A 24,889-nucleotide genomic window follows, 5' to 3' on the forward strand; every position below is an offset into this window, starting at 1 on the left:
CGTCTCTTCTCGTCAGGCGGATGTTGTACGGGTGCGGAGCTTTTGGGCCCGCCCGAGCTCGTCGAAACTCTGCAGTGCCAATGCGGCGATCCTGGCGGTATCAGGAATCACATTGCGAGCGGCGCCGATTCCGAAACAGAGTTTGTCGGCGTAGGAGGCCAGGGTGATGTTCACGGCGTGCGCCGGCGGCACAATCGGCGCCGCATACAGGCTCTCCAGCCGCGCGCCACTCAGATACAACGCTTCGGGGGGCCCGCCGGGAATGTTCGACACCAGCATGTTGGCCGCCTGGGGCACGACGCCCCGCCCGAACGGCAGTTCCTCGCGTAACTGCGCGGCCGCCAGGAAAACCACCGACTCGAGTTCGAGCACCCCGGGCGCCATGCCGCGCACCGCGGCCTTCAGCGCCGTCGTCGACGCAATGATCTGCTCGAGCCGTTGGGCGGGGGCGGCGTCGGGTGCGCCGAGCTCAACCTGCGCCAGCGCTGCCGCATTGGAGGGTTTGTCGTCGCCCGGCGCGCGGGTGGAAACCGCCATCGAGGCGATGAGCGGCCGGGTCACGGTGTCCCCTTGCTCGGCAAGGTAGCGCCGCATCGCGTCGTCGCAGACGCTGAGCACGACATCGTTGATGCTGCCGCCGGCACTCTCGGCGACCCGCTTGACCTCCGACACGGTCAGGTCGAAGGTGGCAAAGCTACGCGCTGGTGACTGGCGCTTCTCGGCCGAGGTCAGCCGCGGCGCGGTGAAGGGCAATGCTCGCGCCCCGCGGATCAAGCCGACCGCTTCGGGAACAATCTCGGCCAGTCGCCGGCCCACGCCCAGCATGGTCTGCGCCTGGCGGCCGACAAGTTGGAGTGTCTGGGCCGGCCCGGAACGGCGGTCGGCGCGCTCACGTCGTGGCCGCGTCTTCCGAGGTCCCCACAGTGCCGTGATGGCCTGCTCCTCCGGTGACTCGGAGAGCGAGCCGAACAACATTCGCGCACCGCTGATACCGTCGGCCAGCCCGTGATGCAGTTTGTAAAACAGCGCGACTTCACCGGTAGCCAGCCCCTCGATCAGGTAGCACTCCCAGAGCGGTCGAGATCGATCCAGCAGCGCTACGTAGAGTTCGCCCACCGTCTCCATCAGTTGCTCGCGTGAACCGGGTGCGGGCAGGGCCAACGCCCGTAGGTGATAGTCCAGGTCGACCTCGTCGTCGGTCACCCAGTGCGGTAGCGGCTGAAGCACCGGATGGCGGTCGAACGGGGTGGCCGGAGGGATGGAACGAAACGCGGCCAGGATGCGACGGGCGAACTCCGGTCCGGTTTCCCCGTCGGGCGGGGTGAAGAGCATCAGCACGCCGGCGTGCGACGGCCGGGTTGGTGACTCGAGGGCGAAGAATGCCGTGTCGACAACGCCAAGTCGGTTCATATCCTCAGCCTTGGTTCGAAGTGGCAGGGGGTGTTGCATTCGCCTCGGTCAGGGCGAGTAATTCGTCGAGCGATTCGCCGAAACCGTGGACCAGGCCCCAAATGTCCGGAATGACAACCGCATCGGCCAGCGCGCAGAGATTGAACTGGTCGCCGTAGCTCCAGACAGTCAGGTTCAACGTCGCGCCGTGGGATATCTGCCCGGTGGAGTACCAGCGGACGACCCGCCATTGCCCGAGGTAGCGTTGCTCACGCGGGCCTACGACATTGGAGACGACCATGTTCTTGAACATGTCGAAGCGGCCCTTCGTTTTTGCGTTGAAGCGGGCCAGGCCCGAGATCACACGGCTCGGCAGGAGTTCGACGATGGCGCCGATATCGGCATCCTTGGTCAGCGCGAAGTGTTCCTTGGTGGCTTGCGCGGAAATTCTTGTCGCGCGCAGCCGGGCAAGTGGGTCCGCGATCTGGGCGTGCAGCCAGACGTAATCGACCGACGAGTAGTTGCCCGGGTGGTCGCGTTCGGCTGCCGGGGTCACCGCCAGCGGCATGGTGGCCACCATCGGCTCGGTGGGAAATGCGCCCACCCGCTCGAGATGGCGGCGGACGCCGCCGGCGACACACGCCAGGAACACGTCGTTGATGGTCGCGTCGAGCGCCTTGCTCACTTGGCGAAGGTCGTTGAGCGCGAACGTCGCGCAGGCGAACCGCCGGCTTCGCGACAGCCCGCACTGGAAGGGGCCGGGCGGGGCGGAGCGGTCGAAAGCGGGCGGCACCCGTCGCTCACCGCCGTTGGCGAACTCGCGCTCGATACGCACCCGAGCACGTAGCGCGCGGGCGGTCGGCCCCACCTTGCGGACCCTTGCGGGCAGGTCCCGCAGCGCCCAGCGCAGTCGCTGCATCGTCGACGGCAAAGGTTGCGGTGCCCACGTCCCGGGTAGCACCGCGGTATCGGTCGGCGTCTCATCATAGAAAGCGGAGAGCATGTCCAGGGCACCGACACCGTCGGAGTAGGCATGGTGCAGCAGCGTCACCAGGGCGACGCAACCACCTTCCAGGCCCTCGACGACCCAGGTCTGCCACAGCGGTCGGTCCCGATCCAGCGGGTGGGCATACACCTCCTCGACCAGGGTGCAGAACTCAGCCATCCCGCCGGGTGCCGGGCACATGACCCGGCGCACATGGGCATCGAGATCGAAATCGGGGTCCTCGACCCAGATCGGGTGGTGCAGGCCCAACGGTGTTGGCAGGTACCGCATCCGGAATACCGGAAGCAGATGTACCCGCTGCTCGAACATCCGCCGCGCCTTCGGCCACGACCAGCCGCCGGGATCCGTGGACGGATCGAGCACACTGATCTTCAGGGTGTGGTTATAGGCGCTGCCACTGTCGAGGTACAGCATGAGCGCGTCAATGCCGTTCAGCCTTCTCATCACGTTCCGGCTTCCTGCACTTGCGGATTCGCCGTCACGCTCGTCTCACCAATCAGCTCTGGTGGATGATCACGCCGCGGATGTTTTTGCCGTCCCGCAAATCCTGGTAGCCCTGGTTCACGTCTTCGAGGGTGTAGCGGGTGGTCACCAGCTCGTCCAGCTTGAGCTGGCCGGCGTCGTAGAGTCGCAGCAATCGCACGATGTCGTATTGCGGATTGCAGGAGCCGAACAGCGATCCCTTGATGGTCTTCTCGTTAAACGTCAGATCGGACCCGGAGATGTGCACGGTGAGCTTGGCCGGATCGGCCAGGCCGGTGATGACGACGGTGCCGCCCTTGCCGATCACCGCGGTCGCCGCTGAGACCACCTCTTCGTCCACCGTGCCCACCAGGATCAACGCGGCATCGGCGCCCTGCCCCCAGGTCAGTTCGTTGACCTTGTCCGCTGCGCTCGCGGCATCGGCGAAGGCATGGGTGGCGCCGAATTTCAGTGCGGTATCACGCTTGAACGCCACCGGGTCTACGACTACCACGTATTTGCAGCCCGCCGAGACCGCGCCCTGGACCGCATTGATACCCAGACCGCCGACGCCGTAGATCACGGCCGTGTCGCCCACTCGGAGGCCTCCGGCGTTGACCGCGGTGCCCCAGCCCGACGGCACACCGCAGCCCACCAGCACCGCGGTCTCCAGCGGAATCCAGTCATCGATCTTGACGACCGAGTGCTGCGATATGGTGGCGCGCTCGGAGAAGGTGCCGAGGATGCACACTGCACCGAAATCGATTCCCTTGCTGTGGAATCGGAAACTTCCGTCCGGCATGCAGCCGTCCAGGATTGTCGCACCCATGTCGCACAGACTCTGCCTGCCGGCGGCGCAGTAGCGGCAGGTCCCGCAGGCCGGGATGAAGCTGCACACCACGTGGTCGCCCGGCTTGACCTTGGTGACGCCGGGACCGACCTCCTCGATGACACCGGAGCCCTCGTGGCCACCCACGATCGGGTACCGCGGCGGCAGGTCGCCGTCGGTGAGATGCAGATCCGAGTGACATAGCCCGGCGGCGGTGTACCTGATCAACACCTCGCCGGGGCCCGGCCCGTCCAGGTCGAGCTCCATCAGCTCAAAGGGCTTTCCGGCCTCAAGTAATACTGCGGCAGTGGTTTTCATTGCGTGGCCCCTTTCTGGGACGTTCGAGCCGTGCCCACAGTCTGATTCAAGGCACCCGCGCCCGTATTGATACTTGGCGACAGCTTTTTGGCATTTCCCGACACGTTGCGGTCAGAACAGCAAGTCCGACACCGCGCTGGATCCCGCCGACAGCATCTGTGACACCGATTGCTGAAATTGAGCCAGCTCATCGGCGACAGACGAGAAGTCACCCGATGACAGCGGGGAATAGCTGTCTGCGTGCATGATCGAGACCGACAGGTCGTCGCGGGCGTTGAGGAAGCCGGCGGTGATGCTGGTGGCCGGATCGGTGAACATGTCGTTGAAGACCGTTCCGAACCCTTGGAAACCCGCGCCCAACGATGCCAGTGCCTGCGACCAGTCGCCGGACGAGATATCGCCCTGCACCGACTGGATCATCTGCGCGGCAATCACATCCAGCCGCAACTCCGCCAAAACAATGGGCAACATGATGTCTTTGACCGCCAGGGGCAGGTTGTTGACGATTGCCGACCAGCTGCCGTCGGGATCGGCCGCGAATTCGTTGGCGATGCCGCCCAGGTTGGGGCTCAGCTCCGGCGACATCATCCGGTCCAGCACCGAAGGCACGTCCGTTTGACCACCGAATATCTCGTGGTACTGATCAGTGCCGATCGCAGCCTTGATCTGATCCAACTCGAGGTGAGTCGTCAACCAGTTCAGGCCATCGTCCTGACCATTGTTCTGGTTGTTGACGTAGTCGTAGTTGAACATGCGCTCCTGCAGGTCCGCGGCACGTTCCGCGGCGGTGACGAGCGGGGTGTCAGCCGGCAGATACTGACTGACGTCGGCGACATTCACCACGTGAGTTTCTACCGGGCCGGGAGTGGCAGAGCCGGTTACGCCTTGCCACCGCAACGCAAATGCTCCGTTGGCAAGATCGGAGTTGTCAAGCCAGTTCGCGACACCCGGGTCTTTGCTACTGATGACATAGTAGACGAAGCCGTCGGGATCGTGGAACGCCTGAACGCCATTGAGGCTGCCCTGCACCGTCGCGTACGGGGAATCCACCCCCCAGCCGTTGACGAGCTGAAAGCCGCTGTAGGTGGCGTCGATCTCGGGCACCTTAACGATGAGCGCCTGATCGGGCTCAAGCGAAAAATGGCCCAAACTACTCATTTGGCCCGGCAATGTCACCCCCGGGAAAACCTTCGCGGTATCCATGATGGGGGTCATGTGGTTGACCGGGAGCGAGTCCAGAAACTTCGGCTGCGAGTAATAGGTGGCACCGGGGCCGTTCTCGACCACCATGCCGGTGGCGACGGTATTCAGCAATGACGCAATCTGATCATCCGATAGCAGCGGAAGGGTAAAGGTTGAGGGCCCACCGTCTCCCTCCAGTGAGATGCCGGCGTGTGGCAGGCCCCAGTCACCGACGGTGTCCCGGGTGACCAACGTTTGGGCTCCGGCGATATCGAGCCAGTTGCCGTCCGGCGTGCCCGGCGGCTGAGTAGCACTCAGAACAAAGGTGTAGGTGCCGTCGGGATTGGGCGTCGCCTCCGACAAACCGGTCACCACCCCAGTCGGTGCCCACGGGGTGACCACGCCGTCGTTTGCATAGGCGGCGAAGGTTACGTCCTGACTGCCGGGGCCAGGATCCACAGTGACCGTGTAAGTCTGATCCGGGTTCAGCGAGTAGATCACGTACTGGTCGTCCGGATTCGTCACGACGAAAAACGGTTGCGGATCCGCAGCCAAGGCATTCGCCCCCAGCGGGTTATACCCACTTAGAACATGAAACTGCTCACTGGTCAACGGATCGAGCGCTATGCCAAGCTGCGTGTACGCCAGAGTCTGCGTATACCCGTGCAGCAGAGTCACATCGAACGGAGTGATCCATGAGTAGTCACCGTTGGTGGCGGTGATGTGCTGTTGTGCGTCCAGCAGTTGGTCCACCGCGGATTGCAGCGGACTCGACAGGAGTTGCACCGGAGTCGACAGCACCGGCCCGGCGGCAGCCGTTTGCGGGGCCATCAGCGCCATCGCCAACGATCCGGTCGCTACGGCTGTCGCAACACCGACCGTCCGGACAACCCCGCGCCGGTCGTCGACCAGGACGAGGGACCTCCGATCGGGGCGGCGTCCGGTAGCTGACCATGGCGTGAATCGGACGTTTGACATGCGAGCCTCCGGGATGACTGGGTGGTTCATTTGAGAAGTGGTTCACGCCACAGCGCTCACAGTTTCGTGACGGCCGCCACTTTCGGTTGGCGCACACAGTTTGATCCCCGCCACCCTGGCCGGTATTGACATCCCACGACAAGTTTTTGTCTTTTGCCGACAGGCGGGGGTCGCTGGGCGTGGGTTGCACAACCCCGAGAGCAACCCAGCCCACCCGCCCGGCGACGCCGGCGTCGTCCGCCCCGAGCAAGCCGGGGCCCCTGATTACGTTGCGCCGGTGAGCATTCAGCAGCCCACGCCCTGACCGCAAAAAGCGCATCGCCGCCGCTCCTTACGGCAATAGGTCCAGCGGCAGTGCAGCGCCGAGTGAGGCGACATCTGTCGAATCCAGCACCGCGCTAGACCCCGCTGACAGCATCTGTGACACCGATTGCTGAAATTGAGCCAGCTCATCGGCGACGGACGAGAAGTCACCCGATGACAGCGGGGAATAGCTGTCTGCGTGCATGATCGAGACCGACAGGTCGTCGCGGGCGTTGAGGAAGCCGGCGGTGATGCTGGTTGCCGGATCGGTGAACATGTCGTTGAAGACCGTTCCGAACCCTTGGAAACCCGTGCCCAACGATGCCAGTGCCTGCAACCAGTCGCCGGACGAGATATCGCCCTGCACCGACTGGATCGTTTGCGCAGCAAGCACATCCAGCCGCAACTCCGCCAAAACAATGGGCAACATGATGTCTTTGACCGCCAGGGGCAGGTTGTTGACGATCGCCGACCAGCTGCCATCCGGATCGGTCGCCAATTCATTGGCGATGCCGCCCAGGTTGGGGCTCAGCTCCGGCGAGATCATCCGGTCCAGCACCGAAGGCACATCGATTTGGCCGCCGAATATCTGGTCGTACTGCGCGCCACCGATCGCAGCCTTGATCTGATCCAGTTCGAGGTGGGTCGTCAGCCAGTTGATGCCATCGTCCTGGGTATTTTCCTGGTTGTTGGCATAGCCATAACTGAACAGGCGTTCCTGAAGGTCTGCGGTACGTTCCGCGGTGGTGACGAGCGGGGTGTCGGCCGGCAGATACTGGCTGATATCGGCGACATTCACCACCTGGGTCGATACCGGGCCGGAAGGAATAATCGAGCCGTCCGCGCCCTGCCACCGGATTCCAAATAACCCGTTGGTCAGACCAGAGGTATCAAGCCAGTTCGCGACACCCGGGTCTTTGCTGCTGATGACGTAGTAGATGAAGCCGTCGGGATCATGGAACGCCTGAACGCCATTGAGGCTGCCCTGCACCGTCGCGTACGGGGAATCCACCCCCCACCCGTTGGTGAGCTGAAAGCCGGTGTAGGCGGCGCCGATATCGGGTGCCTTGATGATGAGCGCCTGATCGGGCTCAAGCGAAAAGTGGCCCAAACTGCTGAGTTGGCCCGGCAGGGTTACTCCCGGGACGACTTTGGCGCTCTCCATGATGGGGGTCATGTGGTTGGCCGGGATCGAGTTGAACAACATCGGCTGGTCGTGGTACGTGGCGCCGGGACCGTTCTCGACAACCATGCCGGTGGCGACGGTTTGCAGCAGTGCCGCAATCTGATCGTGCGAGAGCAGCGGCAGGGTAAAAGTCGAGGGGACGCCTTCTTCTTGCATGGAGATGTCGGCGTGCGGCAGGCCCCAGTCACCGATGGTGTCCCGCGTGACCAACGTCTGGGCTCCAGAGATGTCGAGCCAGTTGCCGTCCGGCGTACCCACCGGCTGAGTAGCACTCAGAACAAAGGTGTAGGTGCCATCGGGATTGGGCGTCGCCTCCGACAACCCGGTCACATTCCCCGTCGGTGCCCACGGGGTGATGACGCCGTCGTTCCCATAGGCGGAGAACGTCACATCCTGGCTACCGGGGCCCGGGTCGACAGTGATCGTGTAGGTCTGATCCGGGTCGAGCGGCCGGATCGAGTATGCGTCGTCCGGATTCGTTATGACGAAGTATGGTTGCGGGTCAGCGCCTGGGGCGTTCTGGAGGAAGGGCTGGTACTGGCTCAGATTGTAAAACTCGTTGCTGGTCAGTTGGTTGAGCGCTAAGCCGAGCTGCGTGGACGCCAAAGTCTGCGTATAACCCTGCAATTGGGTCGTCACATCAAACGACGTGACCCACGAGTAGTCACTGTTGGTGGTGGAGATGTGCTGCTGTGCGTCCAGCAGTTGGTCAACCGCGGATTGCAGCGAAGTCGACAGGAGTTGCACCGGCCTCGACAGCACCGGCCCGGCAGCAGTCGTTTGCGGGGCCATCAGCGCCATTGCCAATGCGCCGGTCGCGACGGTTGTCGCCACACCGACCGCCCGGACAATCCCGCGCCGGTCGTCGACCAAGACAAGGTCCCCCCGATCGGGGGCGCATCCGGCTGCGGACCAGGTCGTGAATCCGACGTTTGACATGTGGGTCTCCCTGATAGCTGAGTAATTCATGAGTGAAGTGGTTCACACCGTAACGGCGGCACTAAGGTCGCCGACATGTCTGCAGGCCTTGTCTTTATGGCGAGATATGTGCGATGGCACATTAAATTTCGCTGATGGCCGCAGCACCGCAGGCACCCTCGGCTACGTACCGAGCAACTTCAGCTGTGCCGGCGAGGTCTGCGCGCCGGACGTGATCAAGCCCGGTTCAGGACCCGCGGTCCGGTCTGGAATGCAAGCTCGAGAGCGAGTTCGATCGCCAGCCGGCGCTCACCGGGCCGGTGGCCGAGGAGTTCGGTCGCGCGCGCCACCCGCTGCAGGACCGTATTGCGGTGGGTGTGTAGGCGCGCCGCGGCGCGGGGTGCGTTTTCGGCTTCGTCGAGGAACACTCGCAACGTTTCGCGTAGCCGTGCCGCACTGGGGGTGTCCGCGGCCAGCCGGCCGAGGGTAGCGGCAACGAATTCGGCTGCGCGGTCCAGGTTTTGCGCGGCCAGCTCGGTGACTTCCAGGTCACGGTAAAGCGCAATCCGCGGGCCACCAGGGTGCCCGACGAGCAGCCGTTGCATGGCCAGCGCCGCCGCGTGGGAGCGACGGAAGCCGGCGATACCGAGTCGGGTGGGACCGACGGCGACGCGGACATTGGGTTGCGCTTCGCGGATTGCCTCACCCAGTGCGTCCATTGCGGGGTCACCGTCGGTGCCCAACCAGGCCCAGAGCGTGGACGTTCCGGCGGGCAGCGTAAGCGGGCGTCGCGCACCGGCAGCTCGCGCCAGACTGGCTGCCGCGGACTCCAGCGCGCCCTGGACCTCACCGGGCGGTGGAGCCCACAGCACCAATGCGGTGTGGCGCCGGGCGAGCCCATACTCCAGGCGGTCGCCGGCGTGGCGGCTGTCGATCGGAGCGCCATCGAGGATCAGCCGAATCGTCTCGGTGCGGCGCGCCAGTGCACCACCGAGTATCTCCTCACGTTCACGCTGCGCCTTGGCAATGACGCGGCCGACCACGTGGTCGACGTACTCGAACATGCGCTGCGAGGAGATCTCCAGCAGCCGCCGCAGCAGTGGCCCCGATGACACGATGCGGGTGGCATGTGCCATGTAGTGACGCCAGATGACGTTCTGCCCGCGACGGTAGGACTCAAACACCACGTCGAGATCGATACCGCGGCGCGCAATCGTGCCGGCAACATGCAGCGCCTCGGCTGGAACCTCGATCGGTGCCGCCGGCCCGTCGCGACAGGCAAACATCGCGATCAGGCTCTCGACGTTGGCACGGTTGCTCACCGACATATCCGCCGTCAGCGCTGGGTCGGCACCCAGCAGTGGCGTCAGCTCGATCACGGCGGCATCCAACTCGGCGAGCAGCTCATCGAGTTCGGCCAACAGCAAGTCGGCCACGTCGCCCATCAGCTCGATGATCTCGGGTGGCGGCGGCGCCCCGGTCATGCGGTTGAGTGTGTCACCGCACATATTTCGGCGCAATAGCGCGACGACGCTGGTGCGTCGTCCCGGTCTGAGTGTGCGGGTTCACCAGGACCCGCAAAACGGATATCAATAGCGTTGACATATATCAGAGCCGTTGATATACCGGACTGATGAGTGATTCAATGAGTTCCGAGTTCGACGCCGCCTACCGTGGCGAATCCGAGCGTATGGGCTCGGGCGCCAAACCCCCGTGGAGCATCGGGGAACCCCAGCCCGAGCTGGCCACCCTGATCGAGCAGGGCAAGTTCCACGGCGACATCCTCGACGTCGGCTGCGGCGAAGCCGCCATCTCCCTCTATCTGGCCGAGCGCGGCCACACCACGGTCGGCATCGACAGTTCGCCGACCGCCATCGACCTGGCCCGCCGCGAAGCAGCCGAGCGCGGCCTGACCAACGCCACCTTCGAGGTCGCCGACATCAGCGCATTCACCGGCTATGACGGCCGATTCGGCACCATCGTCGACAGCACGCTGTTCCACTCCATCCCGGTGGAGGCCCGCGAGGGCTACCAGCAGTCCATCGTGCGCGCCGCCGCGCCTGGGGCGTCGTACTTCGTGCTGGTCTTCGACAAGACCGCCATCCCGGAAGGTCCGCCGTTCGCGGTGACCGCCGACGAGCTGCGCGACGTGGTGTCGAAGTACTGGGTGATCGACGAGATCAAGCCGGCCCGGCTACATGCGGTGTTCCCCGACGACTTCCCCGGCTTCGGCGGTGTCGGGCTGCGCGACGAGGCGGGCGGCCGCAAGTCGGCCGCGGGCTGGCTGCTCTCGGCGCACCTGGGCTGAGCGTCATGCCCGAGGGGAAGCTCCCCGGCTGGCTCAAGCCGATGAACAAGGTGATGCTGGCGATGCAGAAGATCGGCATCACGGCGGGCCCGGTCACCGTGCTGACGGTCCCGGGCCGCAAGTCCGGTCAGCCGCGCAGCACGCCGATGACGCCGTTCACATTCGATGGCGGCTTGCACGGTGTGGCGTTTCCCGGTGCGGACTGGGCGAGCAATGCGCGCGCCGCGCGGGTTGGAACGTTGACCCGCGGACGAAAGTCGCGAACCGTGCAGATCGTGGAACTGCCCGCCGACGAGGCGCGCCCGGTACTACGCGCCTTTCACTCCGAAGTGCCGGTCGGTGTCGGATTCATGAAGCGCACCGGCCTGGCGCCGCACGGCACTCCTGACGAGATCGAAGCGCTCGCCGGCCGCTGCGCTGTCTTCCGGTTCGACCCGCTGCCGGGCTGAGCGCCGTCAGTCCAGCGGCTTGCGCCCGGAGTGCAGCGCGACAATGCCGCCGGTGAGGTTGCGCCAGCTCACCTGCGACCAGCCCGACGCGGCGATCTGCTCGGCCAGCTCCGCCTGATCCGGCCAGGCACGGATCGACTCGGCCAGATAGACATAGGCCTCCGGGTTGGAGGACACCGCGCCGGCCACCGCCGGCAGCGCCCGCATCAGGTACTCCTTGTAGACGGTGGCGAACACCGGGACCTTCGGAGTGGAGAACTCGCAGACCACCAGCCGCCCACCGGGTTTGGTCACCCGGGCCATCTCCCGCAGGCCCGCCGCGTGATCGACGACGTTGCGCAGCCCGAAGCTGATCGTGACCGCGTCGAACACCGCGTCATCGAAGGGCAGCTTGGTGGCGTCGCCGGCAACCTTGGGCACCTCACGCTTGCGGCCGGCGGCCAGCATCCCGACGGAGAAGTCCGCGGCCACACACCACGCCCCGGATTTTGCGAGTTCGACGGTGGACACCGCGGTGCCGGCGGCCAGGTCCAGTACTTTCTCGCCGGGCTGCAGCCCGAGTGCGTTACGGGTGGCCCGCCGCCAGGAGCGGTCGCGCCCCAGCGACATCACGGTGTTGGTGAGGTCGTAGCGACGCGCGACGCCGTCGAACATCGATGCCACTGCGTGGGGGTCTTTGTCCAGGTGGGCGCGGCTCACCGGGTCGACGCTACCCGCCTCCGATAGGGTCGCTGGAATGCGGTCTTGGGTGGGCACATTGGCAGTACTCGTAACATTCGGCGCGATGTTGGCGGCTCCCGCAGCGGCCGAACCGCCCGGCACCGTGCTGGCCCCCGACCACTTCGGCGTGCTGGCCGGAACCCCGGACGCCCCGGTGCAACTGGAGTTGTTCTGCGATCCGCAGTGCTCCGAATGCGCGAAGTTCGTGTCGGCCTCCGGAGACGACCTGGGTCGGCACCTGGCCGCCGGGGACGTCGCGGTGACGTACCGCTGGATGACGTTTCTGGACGCCCGCCGCAACAACGACACCTCCGCTCGGGTCGGTAATGCGTTGATGGCGGCCGCCGATCCGGCCACCCCGGCCGCGACCTACCAGAGCTTCGTGGCCGGGCTGTACCGCAAGGGCGGCGCGCCCAGCCTCGAGGACATCGCGGCCACCGCACGCGAGGCCGGCCTGCCCGCCCACGTGGTGGATCGGATCGCCGAGGGACAGCCGGCCGTCGACCCCACCTCGATGAATGCCTTCAACCGGGTGCAGTTGCTGGCGGCGAATCCGGAGAGTCCGGGCACCCCAACGGTTTACGACGTCACCACCAGAACCGTCGTTGACACCGACGACGCCGGCTGGCTGGACCGGTTAACGCGCTAGGCGCCCCTCGACGGGGGCCAGCCCGTGCCGTGGTGCGGTGCTGCACCCGCACCAGGTCCGGATCGGACTTGTCGTATTCGACGTAAATGTGCATGCCCGTGGCCAATTCGGCCGGATAGCGCACCCCCAGCTCGGGAGCGGTAGGTGATCCGCTCCGGCGTGAGGAACCTGATGGTGGTGGGCCAGGCGCGGGCCACCAGCACCACCGACTGGCAACGGAACACCCAGAATTCCTAAGGAATATATAGATTGACTAACGGGCATCGCTAACTTCATAATAACTCTGTTCTTAGACCAATCTCAGTATCCACCCAGGGCCTTTGCTCGCCTGAGTGATTCCTTTTAGGCGAACTTTTCGCGGGCAGGGTTAGAGCCGATGGCCGTTCAACGCCGCATCCAGACCAATCGCCGATCACCTAAAAGCAATGCCCGCCGGCGTCGCGTGCTGGGCGCGGGCAGCGCGGTGGGCGCATTTCTGGCATTCGGGATGGCCCCGCTGGCGAGTGCGCCGCCGGCGCGGGCAGATTTCGACTGGCTCAGCGATCTTTGGGATCCCACTAGTTGGGCCGACCAGTTACCCGGTGCGACCGACGGTTGGATGTGGACGTTGCCTGCTGCCGGTGAGGTGCCGGTGGCCGATGGCGACACGTTCGGGGATATGGCGGGGTTTGGTGCGTGGTTCAACCAGGCGGTTTTTGCCCCCCTTCACACCAGCATCGAAGACTGGATTCACAGCACAACGGGTGAGCAGGTCGGCAGTTTCATCAACTCGTCATTCGGGCTGTATCTGATCGGTGATGGTGCTGCGGGAACCGCGCTGCATCCCGATGGTGGTGATGGGGGGTTGCTGTTCGGTGATGGTGGCGCGGGCTACTACGGCGGTGATGGTGGTAACGCCGGCTGGCTGATCGGCGATGGCGGTGCCGCCGGCGGAGCGGCTCCTGTCGTCGATGAGTCCGGACTGAGCAGCTTCGCTGTGACCGATTCCACCGCGCTGGTCGGACCGATTGACGGCGTGCCCGGGGTGGCGGGCAATGCGGCGTTCTTGTTCGGCAACGGCGGTGCCGGCGGGGCCGGTGGTGATGGCACGTTCGGGGGTCACGGCGGAATCGGCGGAGCCGGTGGCAACGGCGGATTCTTCTGGGGCAACGGCGGGGACGGCGGCGCCGGCGGTGACGGGTCCCTCGCCGGTGCAGGCGGGGCCGGAGGGGCTGGTGGCGCTGCCTACCTGTTCGGTAACGGTGGTGCCGGTGGTGACGGTGGCGTGGGCGGAGACGCCGGTGGTGCCGGTGGTCTCGGTGGCGCCGGTGGTCTCGGCGGAATGGTGTTCGGGGTGGGCGGGGCCGGCGGGCTCGGCGGGGACGCCGGCGTCGGCGGTGATGCCGGCGCTGGAGGTGCCGGTGGTCTCGGTGGGTTCTTCTTCGGCGCCGGCGGCGCCGGCGGTACCGGTGGTAGGGGTTGGGGCAGCGGATCCGGTGGCATGGGTGGAGCCGGTGGACAGGGTGGCTTCGTCTTCAGCATCGGCGGGGCCGGCGGCGTCGGCGGTACCGGCGGGCACGGTGTCACCGGTGAGGCTGGTCTTGGTGACGGCGACGGCGGCGGCGGCGCCATCGGCGGAAACGGTGGTATCGGCGGGGCCGGCGGCGCCGGCGGCGCGCTGTTCGGGATCGGCGGGTCCGGTGGTCTGGGTGGGATCGGTGGGGCCGGCGGGGACGGCGGTGTCGGGGGTGACGGGATGGCCGCCGGTCTGGCTGGTGGCATCGGCGGGGACGCCGGTGAGGGCGGTGCCGGCGCTGCTGGTGGAAACGGCGGGGCCGGTGGCAATGCCGGCGCCGCAGGCTTTTTGGGCAGCGCGGGCACTAACGGTAACGGCGGGACCGGTGGCGTCGGCGGCAACAGTGGTGCCGGCGGTACCGGCGGTGCCGGCGGCGACGGGGATGCCGGCAGCCCCGATGGTGGCACCGGCGGAGCCGGCGGGGACGCCGGCACCAGTGGCGCCGGCGGCCATGGTGGTGCGGCAGGCAGTGGCGGCCGCGGGGGAATCGCCGGTGCGACCGGCGCCCAGGGCCAGTTGCCCGCCGCGGCGTCCGGTAACGGCGGGCAGGGTGGTGCTGGTTTCACCGCCACGGTGGCCGGTACGGCCGGCGGTAACGGCGGAGCCGGCGGGGCCGGCGGCGACCACGGCAACGGCGGTGATGGCGGTGCCGCTGGTGGCGGCGCCGACGGTGTCGACACCATCGGTGGTGCCGGTGGGCACGGCGGTAACGGCGGTGTCGGTGGCGCACTGGCCGGCAATGGCGGTCACGGCGGTGCCGGCGGCGGTGGTGGTGCCGGCGGCAACGGCGCCCAGGGCTCAGCGGGTTCGACCGGGACCGCTGGCATCAACGACGGCGCCGGCGGTAACGGCGGTGCCGGCGGCGCCGGTTTCACCGGCGGAGCCGGTGGCGGTGGCGGTAACGGCGGGACGGCGTCAGCCGGTGTGGTGGGCATCAACGGTGACGGTGGTGTCGGCGGGACCGGCGGGAACACCGGGGTCGGCGGGACCGGCGGTGACGGCGCGTCCGGAGTGTGGGGCCAGCCCGGCCACGGCGGTGCCGACGGTGCCGGCGGTGACGGCGGCAACGCGGGCACCCCCGGCACGGTGGCCGGTTCCGGTGGCCAGGGTGGCGCCGCCGGTATCGGCGGCAGTGGTGGTCACGCCGGCACCAACGGCGCCGGCGGCAGCCTCACACCCGGCGGCACCCACGGCGGTACGGGCGGCGTGGGCGCGGCCGCTGACCCGACACACCACAACGGTGGTGACGGCGGTGCCGGCGGCAACGGCGGACTCACCGGAGACGGCGGGGCCGGCGGCAACGGCGGGAACGGTTTGGCTGGCGGGGCCGGTTCCGACGGCCAGAACCCCGGCAACCCCGGTAGCAACGGCCAGGCCGGCGGTGCCGGCGGCAACGGCGGAATCGGCGGTGCCGGCGGCTCGATCTCCGGCAACGGTGGTGCCGGTGGGGCCGGCGGCAACGGGGCCGACGGTGGCGCCGGCGGGGTGGGTGCTGTTGGTGTGGCCGGGGTGGCCGGCATTGACCAGGGTGCCGGCGGCGTCGGCGGGAGCGGCGGCACCGGCGGTGGTGGCGGTGCGGGTGGTAACGGCGGTGCCGGTGGCGCGGCGACGAACGGCCACGCGGGCGACGTTGGTGCCGGCGGCAACGCGGGCAACGGCGGGGCCGGTGGAGTGGCCGGCGACGGCGGCGCCGGTGCTACCGGTGAGGCCGGCCACTCCGACGGGGGCGATGGTGGGGCCGGCGGCGACGCGGGTGGCGGCGGTATCGGCGGGACCGGAGGCACTGGGCTGACCCACGGCACCGACGGCGCCGACGGGGCCACAGCCACTGATGGCGGCAACGGCGGGGATGGTGGTGCTGGTTTCACCGCCACGGTGGCCGGTGCGGCCGGTGGTAACGGTGGAGCCGGCGGGGCCGGCGGCGACCACGGCAACGGCGGTGATGGCGGTGCCGCTGGTGGCGGCGCCGACGGTGTCGACACCATCGGTGGTGCCGGTGGGCACGGCGGTAACGGCGGTGTCGGTGGCGCACTGGCCGGCAATGGCGGTCACGGCGGTGCCGGCGGCGGTGGTGGTGCCGGCGGCAACGGCGCCCAGGGCTCAGCGGGTTCGACCGGGACCGCTGGCATCAACGACGGCGCCGGCGGTAACGGCGGTGCCGGCGGCGCCGGTTTCACCGGCGGAGCCGGTGGCGGTGGCGGTAACGGCGGGACGGCGTCAGCCGGTGTGGTGGGCATCAACGGTGACGGTGGTGTCGGCGGGACCGGCGGGAACACCGGGGTCGGCGGGTCCGGCGGAAACGGAGCCGCCGGCCAATGGGGCCAGCCCGGTCACGGCGGTGCGCTCGGTGCCGGCGGTGACGGCGGCAACGCGGGCACCCCCGGCACGGTGGCCGGTTCCGGTGGCCAGGGTGGCGCCGCCGGTATCGGCGGCAGTGGTGGTCACGCCGGCACCAACGGCGCCGGCGGCAGCCTCACACCCGGCGGCAACGGCGGCAATGGTGGCAACGGCGGCATCGGCGCCGACGGTGACTCGACACACCACAACGGTGGTGACGGCGGTGCCGGCGGCAACGGCGGACTCACCGGCAACGGCGGGGCCGGCGGCAACGGCGGGGCCGGCTTGGCTGGCGGGGCCGGTTCCGACGGGACCAACCCGGGCGAAGCGGGCAACACCGGCGGCAACGGCGGCACCGGCGGCAACGGCGGCATCGGCGGTGCCGGCGGCTCGATCTCCGGCAACGGTGGTGCCGGCGGGTCCGGCGGTAATGGAGCCGATGGTGGGTCCGGCGGTGACGGTGCCGACAGCACCACCAATGGTGTGGCCGGCGGTAACGGCGGCAACGCCGGCAACGGCGGTGACGGTGGGATCGGCGGCAACGGTGGCGCAGCCCTGGGATCAGGCAACGCCGGGGCCACCGGTTCGGGCGGTAACGCCGGCAACGGCGGACACGGCGGCGACGGCGGCGACAGCGGTTTCGGCTCCGACAGCGGCCTGGGCGGCAACGGCGGCGACGGCGGTAACGCCCAGGGCCACGGCGGAACCGGCGGCGACGGCGGCAGCGGCGGCGCCACTCAAGGCGCCATCGCGGCCGGCGGCGGACACGGCGGCGCCGGCGGTAACAGCACCGTCAGCGGCAACGGCGGCACCGGTGGCAACGGCGGCGACGGCGGCGCCAACTTCACCGGCTCCACAAGCGGCAACGGTGCCCTCGGCGGGGCCGGCGGCAACGCGGTCATCGGCGATGGCGGTGCCGGCGGCAACGGCGGAAACGGCGGCTTCGGCGGCGGCAACGGCGCCTCGGGCGGCCATGGCGGAAACACCGTCACCGGCAACGGCGGAAACGGCGGAAACGGCGGCAGCGGCGCCTTCGGCAATAACGGCGGCCTAGCCGGTTCCGGTGGCCACGGCGGCGACGTGGCCAACCAAGGCACCGGCGGCAACGGCGGAACCGGCGGCAACGGCGGACGCGGCTCAACCGGCTCCGACGGCCAGAACCCCGGCGACTCCGGCGGCGACGGCCACACCGGCCAGGCCGGCGGCAACGGCGGCCACGGCGGTCTGGGCGCAGGCACCGGCAACGGTGGTGCCGGCGGGTCCGGCGGTAACGGGGCCGATGGTGGGTCCGGCGGTGACGGTGCCGACAGCACCACCAATGGTGTGGCCGGCGGTAACGGCGGCAACGCCGGCAACGGCGGTGACGGTGGGATCGGCGGCAACGGTGGCGCAGCCCTGGGATCAGGCAACGCCGGGGCCACCGGTTCGGGCGGTAACGCCGGCAACGGCGGACACGGCGGCGACGGCGGCGACAGCGGTTTCGGCTCCGACAGCGGCCTGGGCGGCAACGGCGGCGACGGCGGTAACGCCCAGGGCCACGGCGGAACCGGCGGCGACGGCGGCAGCGGCGGCGCCACTCAAGGCGCCATCGCGGCCGGCGGCGGACACGGCGGCGCCGGCGGTAACAGCACCGTCAGCGGCAACGGCGGCACCGGTGGCAACGGCGGCGACGGCGGCGCCAACTTCACCGGCTCCACAAGCGGCAACGGTGCCCTCGGCGGGGCCGGCGGCAACGCGGTCATCGGCGATGGCGGTGCCGGCGGCAACGGCGGAAACGGCGGCTTCGGCGGCGGCAACGGCGCCTCGGGCGGCCATGGCGGAAACACCGTCACCGGCAACGGCGGAAACGGCGGAAACGGCGGCAGCGGCGCCTTCGGCAATAACGGCGGCCTAGCCGGTTCCGGTGGCCACGGCGGCGACGTGGCCAACCAAGGCACCGGCGGCAACGGCGGAACCGGCGGCAACGGCGGACGCGGCTCAACCGGCTCCGACGGCCAGAACCCCGGCGACTCCGGCGGCGACGGCCACACCGGCCAGGCCGGCGGCAACGGCGGCCACGGCGGTCTGGGCGCAGGCACCGGCAACGGCGGCAACGGCGGGCTCGGCGGCAACGGCGGTGACGGTGGCGCCGGCGGTGACGGCGCTAACGGCGCACCCTCCAGCACACCCGGCGGAAACGGCGGCAACGCCGGTGACGGCGGTGACGGCGGCGGCGGCGGCAACGGCGGGGCCGGCGGCAACGGCGGCGGCGTGGCCGCGGGCGGGTCGGGCGCTGTGGGCGTCAACGGCGACGGCGGGACCGGAGGGGCCGGCGGCAACGGCGGCACCCCTGGCGACGGCGGCGACGGCGCTGCCGGCGAGGCGGGCAGCATCAACGGCGGAGCCGGGGGCAACGGCGGTAACCCCGGCAGCGGTGGGCCCGGCGGGACCGGCGGGGCGGCCGGCAGCGGCGGGACGGGCGGCAACGCCGGCGGCAACGGCGCGGACGGCACCACACCCACCAGCGGCGGCAACGGCGGGAACGGCGGCGCTGGCTTCAGCGCGCTCACCGCCGGCGACGGTGGGGCCGGCGGCAACGGCGGTGCAGTCGGCAACGGCGGTAAAGGCGGGGTCGGCGGCAACGGTGCGGCCGGCGCTACCGGCACACCTGGCGTAGACGGGGAGGGCACCCCCGGCGGGCCCGGCGGTATCGGCGGTAACGGCGGGACTGGCGGGGCCGGCGGCTTCGGCGGCGCGACCTCCGGTAACGGCGGCACCGGCGGAGCCGGCGGCAACGCCGGCGACGGCGGCTGGGGCGGCTGGGGCGGCAACGGCGAGTCCGGCGTCACTGGCGATGGCGACCCAGGCGGCACCGGCGGCGACGGCGGCATCGGCGGCACCGGCGGAGGCGGCGGCGCGGGCGGTGAGGCCCTGGGGTCCGGCAACGGCGGCACCGGCGGCGCCGGCGGGTCCGCCGGGTACGGCGGGGGCGGCGGTAACGGAGGGTTCGGCGGGCAAGGCGGCCTGTTTGGTGACGGGGGGGCCGGCGGCAAAGGCGGCAACGGCGCTGCCGGCGGTGGCGGTGGCCTCGGCGGGGCCGGCGGCGCGGCCGACGGAGCGGGCACCGGCGGCGACGGCGGGGCAGCCGGAGCCGAGGCTGCTGGCGGTGGCGGCGGTGATGGCGGGGTCGGCGGTAATGCCAACTCGCTATATACCGCCGGGCACGGCGGCTCCGGCGGCAATGCCGGCGCCGGCGGAAAGGGCGGTGGCGGCGGCGACGGCGGCGACTCCGCCTTTGGCGCCGCCGGTAGCGGTGCCGACGGCGGCGACGGCGGCTCGGCCGGGGCGTACGGCGATGGCGTCCGCGGCGGCTTCGGCGGCACCGACGGGAGTCGCGGCGGCGAGGGTGCACCCAGCATCGGGGGTGCTGGCGGCGCCGGTGGCGAAGGTGGCGACGGCGCTGCGGCGGCCGGCCCATCAGGTAACGGCGGCAACGGCGGCAACGGCGGCTCTGGCGTGCCGGGCAACTTCAACTGGGCCGGTACCACCGGCGGGGTAGGCGGGGCCGGCGGCAACGGCGGGACGGTCGGCAACGGCGGCAGCGGCGGCGCCGGCGGGGACGGTACCGCTGGTGCTAGCGGCACGCGCGGCATCGACAACCACGGCCCCGGCGGCGCCGGCGGCATTGGGACCGCCGGCGGGAACGGCGGCGCCGGCGGCACGGGCGGGTTGGGCGGTGCGATCTCCGGTGACGGCGGGTCCGGCGGGGCCGGCGGCGGGGGCGGCGGCGGCGGCAACGGCGGCGACGGCGGCAACGGCCAGTCCGCCGGCGGGGGTCTGTCAGGCGGGGCCGGCGGCAACGCCGGCAAGGGCGGCGACGGCGGCGCCGGCGGGGCCGGTGGACAGGCCCTGGGGTCAGGCGACGGCGGGGCCGGCGGCGCGGGCGGTAGCACCGGCCAAGGCGGCGCCGGCGGAGCCGGCGGCAGCGGCGGCCAGGCCACCGGCGGCGGAGGCGGCGGCGTCGGCGGCGTCGGCGGTTCCGGTGGCGCCGCCGGTAACGCCGGCGCCGGCGCGGCGGGCGGCGCGGCACTGGGGTCAGGCAACGGCGGGGTCGGCGGTGCCGGCGGCAACGGCGCTGTCGGCGGTGCCGGCGGTCAAGGCGGCCCCGGCGGCGGAAATCCGGATAACGTCGGCGGCGATGGCGGGGCCGGTGGCAAGGGTGGGGCCGGTGGGGCCGGCGGCAACGGCGCCGTCGGTGGCGCGGCACTGGGGTCGGGCAGCGGCGGAAGTGCCGGAGCCGGCGGCACCGGCGGTAACGGCGGAGCCGCCGGAGCCGGCGGCGCCGGTGGCGACGGCAGCAGCGGCGGCATCGGCGGCGGCGGCGCCATCGGTGGCGACGGCGGCCACGGCGGTGCCGGCAGTGCCGGTGGCAGCTCCATCTATGGCGCCGGCGGCAACGGCGCTGTCGGCGGCGCGGCCGGGGCGGGCGGCGCCGGTGGCGCCGGCGGCAATGGCGGCAACGGCGCAGCCGGCGGCACGACCTACACCGGCAATGGCGCCCGCGGCGGCAACGGCGGCAACGGCGGTAGTGCCGGCTACGGCGGCATCGGCGGTGCCGGCGGCGCCTCCACCTATGGCCACGGCGGCAACGGCGCGGTCGGCGGCGCCGGTGCTGGCGGCGGAGCCGGCGGACTCGGCGGAAACGGCGGCGTCGGCGGCACCGGCGGTCCCTTCGCCGACGCCCGAGCCGGTGACGGCGGTAACGGCGGTGGCGGCGCGGTCGGCAGCAACGGCGGCACCGGCGGGGCCGGCGGCAACTCCACCTTCGGCGCCGGCGGTGACGGCGCTATCGGCGGCGTAGGCGGGGCCGGCGGGGCCGGTGGCGGCGGCGGGAACGGCGGTGTCGCGTACTTCAGCGGCACCGGTGGCAATGGTGGCAACGGGAGCAACGGCGGCGGCGGCGGGGCCGGCGGCGTCGGCGGCAGCTCCACTTCTGGCGCCGGCGGGGCCGGCGGGAACGGCAACGACGGCGGCGCGGGCGGGAACCACGGCCACTACGGCGCAGGCGGGGGCGGCGCTCCGCACGGCACCCCCGGTAGTTACGGCTCCGGCGGCGCAGCCGGTGTCGGCGCCGACGGCGGCGCCGGCACACCCCCCGGACCGGACGGCACCCCCGGTGAAATCGGGCCCCCCGGCACGTGATACGCGTCTCCGAGGCGGAAACAGTCCGCACGCCAACGGTTTACGACGTCACCACCTGTGCCGTCGTCGACACCGACGACGCCGGCTGGCGGCTGGACCGGCTAACGCGCTAGGCGCCTCTCGACGAGGGCCAGCCCGGCCAGCGCCGCGGCGCCGATCAGCCAGGCCACTATGACGACCGAGCCGGCCGGGATGACCGCCAGTACGGCGGTGCGGTGCTGCACCCGCACCAGGTCCGGATCGGACTTGTCGTATTCGACGTAAATGCGCATGCCCGTTGCTAATTCGGACGGATAGAGCACCCCCAGTTCGGGGCGGTAGGTGATCCGCTCGGGGGTGACGAACTCGATGGTGGAGCGCCGGAAGCCCGCGTTGAGGACTTCTGCCTGGGAAACCCCCATGTCACGCTCGATGGCGATGTCGTTGCGCCAGGCCCCGGCCACCAACAGCACCGACTGCAGCGTGACCACGGACACCATGATCAGCACACCCATCCGCGCCCAGCGCAGCAGTCGTCCGGCCCGACTGTCCGGCGAGACGGCTCCCTCACCGTGAACCAGCTTGCGCAGCAGCGGGTTCAACGATTTGATGTGCGGCAATCTCACAGTGCGGCCTTGATCGCGGCGTGCAGGGCCCGCAGCGACGACCGGTCGGCTTTGACCTCGAGCACCCGCATGCCGCCGGCGGGCTCCGCGAGCGCGGCGGACAGCGCATCGACCTCGATCTGCCGGGACTCGACGTGATAGGCGCGGCACAACGCGCCGACGTCGACGTCGTGCGGGGTGCCGAAGATCCGCGACGACACGTCGGCGAACCGCGGGTCGCCCTGCTCCAACAGCTCGAAGATGCCGCCGCCGTTGTCGTTGGACACCACGATGGTCAGCCGCCGCGGCGTCGGCTCGGTGGGCCCGATCAACAGCCCGGAGCTGTCGTGCACGAACGTCAGGTCCCCGATCAGCGCGATGGTGCGCGCGTCGGGATTCTGCTGCTCGTAAGCCAGCGCCGCACCGATCGCGGTGGACACCGTGCCGTCGATACCGGCGACCCCGCGGTTGGACCGCACGGCGATGTGTCGGGCACCCTCGGCGTTCCCCAACCCCACCAGCGCGGCGTCCCGGACCGGGTTGGAGGCGCCCAGCACCAGCTGGTCACCGGGGCGCAGCGCATCGGCGACGGCCGCGGCCACGTGCAGGCCGGTGGTGAGCGGGTGCGCCGCCAACTGCTCGCGCACCGCGGCGTTGGCATGGGCGTTGAGCTCCGCGCAACGGCGCAGCCAGGCCGCGTCAGGTTCCCCCGAGGTGACGGCGCGGGTGCCGGTGGCCTGCGAGTTTCCCGACACATCCGGCCAGCGCGGCCCGGTGGTCAGCGCGATCACCGGCACCTTCGGGTCGGCCAGCAGCGCCGAGACCGGGCGGTGCAGGGTGGGCCGCCCGGCCATGATGACCTGCTCCGGACGCAGCAGCGGCAACGCCAACGGATGCAGCGGGTTCTCCGGCACCGGGGCGGTCGGTTCGGCGACCGTGGGCAGCGCCGCCAGATTCGGCTGCACACCGGCGCCGTGCCCGGCGATCACCACGGTGTCCGGGGTCAGGTCGATATCCAGCGGCTGGTCGAAGCTGACCGGCGGGGTGTAGGTCCACGGGCGCCCGTCCGGGCGGCCCGCGAGGCCGGCATCGGCGCGATCCGATCCGATATCGGGGACCAGCGGCTCACGCAGCGGAATGTCGAACTGCACCGGTCCGGCATTGGCGGTACGAGATCCGTTGGCGGCGACCAACACCCGGCACACCGCCGAGCGCCAGGTGGCGTTGAGGGCGGCCATCCGCTCGGGGGCTTCTTCGGCCAGTCCCAGGCTGATGGTGGCGCGCACCTGGGTGCCGAAGTAGCCGAGCTGCTCCATCGTCTGATTGGCGCCGGTGCCCAGCAGTTCGTAGGGCCGGTTGGCGCTGAGCACGATCAGCGGCACCCGCGCATAGTTGGCCTCCACCACCGCGGGCCCCAGATTGGCCACCGCGGTGCCGGAGGTCATCGCCACGCACACCGGCGCCCCCGCCCCCACCGACAGCCCGATCGCCAGATATCCGGCGGTGCGTTCGTCGATGCGCACGTGCAGACGCAGTCGGCCGGCCCGGTCGGCGTCGTGCAGCGCGAAGGCCAGCGGGGCGTTGCGCGACCCCGGGCACAGCACGACGTCGCGCACGCCGCCGCGAATCAGCTCGTCGACGACGATGCGGGCCTGTGCCGTCGAGGGGTTGGTCATTGGTATCAGGTTAGTCGTGTGTCGGCGGCGGAGGTGTCCAGCGGAACGGCCTGCCGTCGACCTCGGCGAGGAACTCGCACGCGGCCTTGTTGACCTGGTCGGGTTTCTCGATGAACCCGAGGTGGCCGGCGTCGGGGATCTCGAGGTAGCGCGCGCCCGGGATCGCGTCGGCGACCTCGCGGCTCAGCTGCGGCGGGGTGACCACGTCGTCGCCGAAGCCGATCACCAGCACCGGCTGGGTGATTCCGGCGTAGGCCGGCAGCCGGTTGGTCAGCGGCGCCGCGTCGAGCTGGCAGCGCAGCCCCGGGGTGTTCTTGACCGGCCACATGGTGAACATCGCGATCCAGTCCTTGATCGCGGCGTCGTCGCTGAGGGTCTTAGGCGAAAAACTTTCCAGCAGCCGAACTTTCGCCTCGTATTCGGCGGGCAGCTGGACACCGGATTCGGCGAGCTTCACCTCGGCGGAGTAGAAGAAGTCCCGGGCGCGGTCGTGGCGCCCGCGGGTGGCCATCAGCACGGCGGATTTCACCAGTTCGGGGCGGGCCAGCATCAGTTCCTGAGCGATGAAGGCGCCCATCGACACCGCGACGATCCGCACCGGGCTGATATCCAGGGATTCGATCAGCTCCGCGGTGTCGGCCACCATGGTTTCGGTGGTGAACCCCGAAGCGTTCTCGGTGGCGCCGATCCCGCGGTTGTCGAAGGTGATCGGACGGTAGCGGGCGAGTTGGAAGTCGCGCACCTGGTGCAGATGCCATCCGCGGCCCGCGCCGCCACGCCCGGCGATGAACAGAACCGGATCGCCATCCTGATTACGGTCGTCGTAAGCGAGGTTGGTCACGGGTGTGAAGGTACGCGA

14 protein-coding genes and 1 pseudogene are annotated in these 24,889 nt (G+C 70.0%); 4 read left to right on the top strand and 11 right to left on the bottom strand.

Annotated elements, in window-relative coordinates; translation table 11 throughout:
- Nucleotides 1–12 precede the first annotated feature (12 nt).
- The 6 genes from ACZYY4_RS07405 to ACZYY4_RS07430 all read right to left on the bottom strand — a co-directional run bounded on the left by ACZYY4_RS07405 (nucleotide 13) and on the right by ACZYY4_RS07430 (nucleotide 10,055).
- Entirely contained in the window at nucleotides 13–1,410 is a 1,398-nt protein-coding gene (locus ACZYY4_RS07405; protein ID WP_463809027.1) for a wax ester/triacylglycerol synthase family O-acyltransferase, read from the bottom strand.
- A 4-nt stretch (nucleotides 1,411–1,414) separates the two neighbouring features.
- Nucleotides 1,415–2,839, bottom strand: coding sequence for a WS/DGAT/MGAT family O-acyltransferase (locus ACZYY4_RS07410; protein WP_463809617.1), 1,425 nt, complete (start codon nucleotides 2,837–2,839; stop codon nucleotides 1,415–1,417).
- A 52-nt stretch (nucleotides 2,840–2,891) separates the two neighbouring features.
- The gene (locus ACZYY4_RS07415; RefSeq protein ID WP_463809029.1) at nucleotides 2,892–4,004 is read right to left on the bottom strand and encodes an NDMA-dependent alcohol dehydrogenase; all 1,113 of its coding nucleotides are present in this window, start codon (nucleotides 4,002–4,004) and stop codon (nucleotides 2,892–2,894) included.
- A 111-nt stretch (nucleotides 4,005–4,115) separates the two neighbouring features.
- Nucleotides 4,116–6,026, bottom strand: a complete 1,911-nt coding sequence (locus ACZYY4_RS07420) for a DUF1214 domain-containing protein (RefSeq protein ID WP_463809030.1) — start codon at nucleotides 6,024–6,026, stop codon at nucleotides 4,116–4,118.
- 469 nt (nucleotides 6,027–6,495) lie between these two features.
- Nucleotides 6,496–8,526: a DUF1214 domain-containing protein gene (locus ACZYY4_RS07425; protein WP_463809031.1), complete on the bottom strand. Its 2,031-nt coding sequence runs from the start codon at nucleotides 8,524–8,526 to the stop codon at nucleotides 6,496–6,498.
- 281 nt (nucleotides 8,527–8,807) lie between these two features.
- Complete coding sequence (locus tag ACZYY4_RS07430; RefSeq protein ID WP_463809032.1) at nucleotides 8,808–10,055, bottom strand: PucR family transcriptional regulator; 1,248 nt, start codon at nucleotides 10,053–10,055, stop codon at nucleotides 8,808–8,810.
- Nucleotides 10,056–10,204: 149 nt separating this feature from the next.
- Between ACZYY4_RS07430 and ACZYY4_RS07435 the strand changes: the two genes are divergently transcribed.
- Nucleotides 10,205–10,879, top strand: a complete 675-nt coding sequence (locus ACZYY4_RS07435) for a class I SAM-dependent methyltransferase (RefSeq protein WP_463809034.1) — start codon at nucleotides 10,205–10,207, stop codon at nucleotides 10,877–10,879.
- 5 nt (nucleotides 10,880–10,884) lie between these two features.
- Nucleotides 10,885–11,328, top strand: coding sequence for a nitroreductase/quinone reductase family protein (locus ACZYY4_RS07440; protein WP_463809035.1), 444 nt, complete (start codon nucleotides 10,885–10,887; stop codon nucleotides 11,326–11,328).
- Between the two features lie 6 nt (nucleotides 11,329–11,334).
- On the opposite strand, the gene ACZYY4_RS07445 is transcribed toward ACZYY4_RS07440, so the two are convergent.
- On the bottom strand, nucleotides 11,335–12,027 hold the full coding sequence (locus ACZYY4_RS07445) for a demethylmenaquinone methyltransferase (RefSeq protein ID WP_463809037.1): 693 nt from the start codon (nucleotides 12,025–12,027) through the stop codon (nucleotides 11,335–11,337).
- 37 nt (nucleotides 12,028–12,064) lie between these two features.
- Here ACZYY4_RS07445 and ACZYY4_RS07450 point away from each other — a divergent pair, with 37 nt between their 5' ends.
- Nucleotides 12,065–12,697, top strand: coding sequence for a DsbA family protein (locus ACZYY4_RS07450; protein WP_463809038.1), 633 nt, complete (start codon nucleotides 12,065–12,067; stop codon nucleotides 12,695–12,697).
- Here ACZYY4_RS07450 and ACZYY4_RS07455 read toward each other — a convergent pair.
- A pseudogene (locus ACZYY4_RS07455) lies at nucleotides 12,636–12,909 on the bottom strand (DUF3592 domain-containing protein); the annotation flags it as partial. The gene ACZYY4_RS07450 and the pseudogene ACZYY4_RS07455 overlap by 62 nt on opposite strands.
- Before the next feature lie 164 nt (nucleotides 12,910–13,073).
- Here ACZYY4_RS07455 and ACZYY4_RS07460 point away from each other — a divergent pair.
- A complete protein-coding gene (locus tag ACZYY4_RS07460; RefSeq protein WP_463809040.1) occupies nucleotides 13,074–21,770 on the top strand; it encodes a PE family protein in 8,697 nt (2,898 codons plus the stop codon).
- 101 nt (nucleotides 21,771–21,871) lie between these two features.
- On the opposite strand, the gene ACZYY4_RS07465 is transcribed toward ACZYY4_RS07460, so the two are convergent.
- From ACZYY4_RS07465 to ACZYY4_RS07475, 3 genes are read right to left on the bottom strand one after another with little or no spacing between them, the layout of a single operon-like run.
- Entirely contained in the window at nucleotides 21,872–22,360 is a 489-nt protein-coding gene (locus ACZYY4_RS07465; protein WP_463809619.1) for a DUF3592 domain-containing protein, read from the bottom strand.
- Between the two features lie 11 nt (nucleotides 22,361–22,371).
- Nucleotides 22,372–24,030 carry a 2-succinyl-5-enolpyruvyl-6-hydroxy-3-cyclohexene-1-carboxylic-acid synthase gene (gene menD, locus ACZYY4_RS07470; RefSeq protein ID WP_463809042.1) on the bottom strand — a complete coding sequence of 553 codons (1,659 nt, stop codon included), beginning with the start codon at nucleotides 24,028–24,030 and terminating at the stop codon, nucleotides 22,372–22,374.
- 10 nt (nucleotides 24,031–24,040) lie between these two features.
- A complete protein-coding gene (locus tag ACZYY4_RS07475) occupies nucleotides 24,041–24,871 on the bottom strand; it encodes an alpha/beta fold hydrolase (protein ID WP_463809044.1) in 831 nt (276 codons plus the stop codon).
- Nucleotides 24,872–24,889: the final 18 nt, after the last annotated feature.

The sequence above is a fragment of the Mycobacterium sp. IDUB_21 genome (genome assembly GCF_055419425.1).

Bases quoted from the DNA above. Each gene is read 5' to 3' on its own strand.
- ACZYY4_RS07405 (WP_463809027.1), bottom strand. From the start codon at position 1,410: ATGAACCGACTTGGCGTTGTCGACACGGCATTCTTCGCCCTCGAGTCA.
- ACZYY4_RS07410 (WP_463809617.1), bottom strand. From the start codon at position 2,839: ATGAGAAGGCTGAACGGCATTGACGCGCTCATGCTGTACCTCGACAGT.
- ACZYY4_RS07415 (WP_463809029.1), bottom strand. From the start codon at position 4,004: ATGAAAACCACTGCCGCAGTATTACTTGAGGCCGGAAAGCCCTTTGAG.
- ACZYY4_RS07420 (WP_463809030.1), bottom strand. From the start codon at position 6,026: ATGGCGCTGATGGCCCCGCAAACGGCTGCCGCCGGGCCGGTGCTGTCG.
- ACZYY4_RS07430 (WP_463809032.1), bottom strand. From the start codon at position 10,055: ATGACCGGGGCGCCGCCGCCACCCGAGATCATCGAGCTGATGGGCGAC.
- ACZYY4_RS07435 (WP_463809034.1), top strand. From the start codon at position 10,205: ATGAGTGATTCAATGAGTTCCGAGTTCGACGCCGCCTACCGTGGCGAA.
- ACZYY4_RS07440 (WP_463809035.1), top strand. From the start codon at position 10,885: ATGCCCGAGGGGAAGCTCCCCGGCTGGCTCAAGCCGATGAACAAGGTG.
- ACZYY4_RS07450 (WP_463809038.1), top strand. From the start codon at position 12,065: ATGCGGTCTTGGGTGGGCACATTGGCAGTACTCGTAACATTCGGCGCG.
- ACZYY4_RS07460 (WP_463809040.1), top strand. From the start codon at position 13,074: ATGGCCGTTCAACGCCGCATCCAGACCAATCGCCGATCACCTAAAAGC.
- menD (WP_463809042.1), bottom strand. From the start codon at position 24,030: ATGACCAACCCCTCGACGGCACAGGCCCGCATCGTCGTCGACGAGCTG.